Genomic DNA, 2,278 nt, shown 5'->3' on the forward strand with positions numbered 1-2,278 from the left:
GCCCGACGGGGTGAAAAATACAGTTGCTACCGTGAAAAGTCGTTTGAAATCCCTGTTGTCCTGCGGTGGATTCCCGCCTGCGCGGGAATGACGGCAGCTAGACGCTTTTTGCTCTCTTAATCAATAAAAGGTCGTCTGAAAACGAATCCGCCCCACGAAAACGGTTTTTTCAGACGACCTCCAAACATCTTAAAACCAACCAGAGAACACCACCGCCATGAAACCCTATTCCGCCAATCCCAACCTGACCGAACCGCGCTGGCTGCGCGTGTTGCTGACCGCCGTCGCACTCGGGTTCCTGCTGCTGATGCTGGTCGTACCGCTTGTCGCCGTGTTTTACGAAGCGCTGAAAGGCGGTTGGGATTTGTACCTGCAATCTATTACCGACCCCGAAGCATGGGCGGCGATCAAGCTCACCCTGATTACCGCTGCGGTGGTCGTTCCCGTCAATGCCGTCTTGGGCGTGGCGATGGCGTGGCTGTTGACCCGTTTCGACTTCCGCGGCAAGCAGTTGCTGACCACCCTGCTCGATTTGCCGTTTTCCGTATCGCCTGTGGTTGCCGGTTTGATGTTCGTCTTATTGTTCGGCGCGCACACGGCGTTGGGCGGCTGGCTGGAAGCGCAAGGCATACAGATCATCTTCGCCATCCCCGGCATTATTTTGGCGACGCTGTTCGTTACCTTTCCCTTTGTCGCACGCGAAATCATCCCGCTGATGCAGGCGCAGGGTGACAGCGAAGAACAAGCCGCGCTGATTCTCGGCGCAAGCGGCTGGCAGATGTTTTGGCGCGTTACCCTGCCCAACATCAAATGGGCGCTGCTTTACGGCATCATCCTTACCAACGCCCGCGCGATGGGCGAATTCGGCGCGGTCAGCGTGGTGTCGGGACACATACGCGGCGAAACCAACACCATCCCGCTTTTGGTCGAAATCTTCTACAACGAATACAACTTCACCGGCGCATTCGCCCTCTCCGGCGTATTGGCACTTTTAGCACTGGCGACGCTGGCGGTGCAGAACATCATCACAAAATTACAAGATAAAAAACTCGCCGCCGCCGAAAGGAACGCAGCATGAGCATCACCATCCAAAACCTAAACAAACACTTCGGCAGTTTCCACGCGCTGAAAAACATCAACCTCAACGTACCCACCGGCAAACTCGTTTCCCTGCTCGGCCCCTCCGGCTGCGGCAAAACCACGCTCCTGCGCATCATCGCCGGGTTGGAAAACGCCGACGGCGGCAACATCCTCTTTGACGGGCAAGACGTAACCGCCAAGCATGTGCGCGAGCGCAAAGTCGGCTTCGTGTTCCAACACTACGCCCTCTTCCGCCACATGAACGTGTTTGACAACGTCGCCTTCGGTTTGACCGTATTGCCCAAGTCCGAACGCCCGCCCAAAGAACAAATCCGCACCAAAGTCGAAGAATTGCTCAAACTCGTGCAGCTCTCCCACCTCGCCAAATCCTATCCGCACCAGCTCTCCGGCGGGCAACGCCAGCGCATCGCCCTCGCTCGTGCGCTTGCGGTCGAACCGAAACTCCTGCTTTTAGATGAACCCTTCGGCGCGCTGGATGCTAAAGTACGCAAAGAATTGCGTACCTGGCTGCGCGACATCCATCACAACCTAGGCGTAACCAGCATCCTTGTTACCCACGACCAAGAAGAAGCCCTTGAAGTTTCCGACGAAATCGTCGTCATGAACCACGGCAAAATCGAACAAACCGGCAGCGCCGAAGCCATTTACCGCAAACCCGAAAACGCCTTCGTTACCGAATTTCTCGGCGAAACCGACGCATTTGAAGGCAGAATCGAAAAAGGCATCTGGCACTACAACGGCTTCGCGTGGAAATTGGACGCGCACTACAAATGGCAGGAACAAACCGCCACCGGCTACATCCGCCCGCACGAATGGCAGATCGCCGCCAAACACGAAACCCCGATGATCCGCGCCAAAATCGAAAAAATCCACGCCGTCGGCGCCCTGACGCACGTTTTGGTGAAACACGGCAAACAGGACGTACATATCACGCTCGCAGGCAGCGACGCTTCTCGGCTGGATTTGACCGCAGGGCGGGAATTGGCATTGGTGCCGAAACAGGTTTATGTGTTCTCGCAGAACGAGTTGATTGAATATTTGATTTGATGGGGAAGAGATAACGAAAGGTCGTCTGAAAATCCTAAAAACAGGTTTTCAGACGACCTTTTTGTTTATGGGGCTGATGTTTGGTTCACATGGAGCGATTTTTATAGTGGATTAACTTTAAACCAGTACG

General features: G+C 55.0%; 2 protein-coding genes. Both read left to right on the forward strand.

From position 1 onward, the window contains the following. Window positions 1-217: 217 nt before the first annotated feature. On the forward strand, window positions 218-1,078 hold the full coding sequence (gene cysW, locus HMPREF3066_RS05135) for a sulfate ABC transporter permease subunit CysW (RefSeq protein WP_070440899.1): 861 nt from the start codon (window positions 218-220) through the stop codon (window positions 1,076-1,078). Next, window positions 1,075-2,148 carry a sulfate/molybdate ABC transporter ATP-binding protein gene (locus HMPREF3066_RS05140; protein WP_070440902.1) on the forward strand — a complete coding sequence of 358 codons (1,074 nt, stop codon included), beginning with the start codon at window positions 1,075-1,077 and terminating at the stop codon, window positions 2,146-2,148. Before cysW ends, HMPREF3066_RS05140 begins: the two co-directional genes overlap by 4 nt. Window positions 2,149-2,278: the final 130 nt, after the last annotated feature.

It is taken from the genome of Neisseria sp. HMSC03D10, assembly GCF_001807625.1.
In the GTDB taxonomy this organism is placed as follows: Bacteria; Pseudomonadota; Gammaproteobacteria; order Burkholderiales; family Neisseriaceae; genus Neisseria; species Neisseria mucosa.

What these genes read in the sequence shown, in the direction of transcription:
- cysW (WP_070440899.1), top strand. Translation starts at nt 218, where the DNA reads ATGAAACCCTATTCCGCCAATCCCAACCTGACCGAACCGCGCTGGCTG.
- HMPREF3066_RS05140 (WP_070440902.1), top strand. Translation starts at nt 1,075, where the DNA reads ATGAGCATCACCATCCAAAACCTAAACAAACACTTCGGCAGTTTCCAC.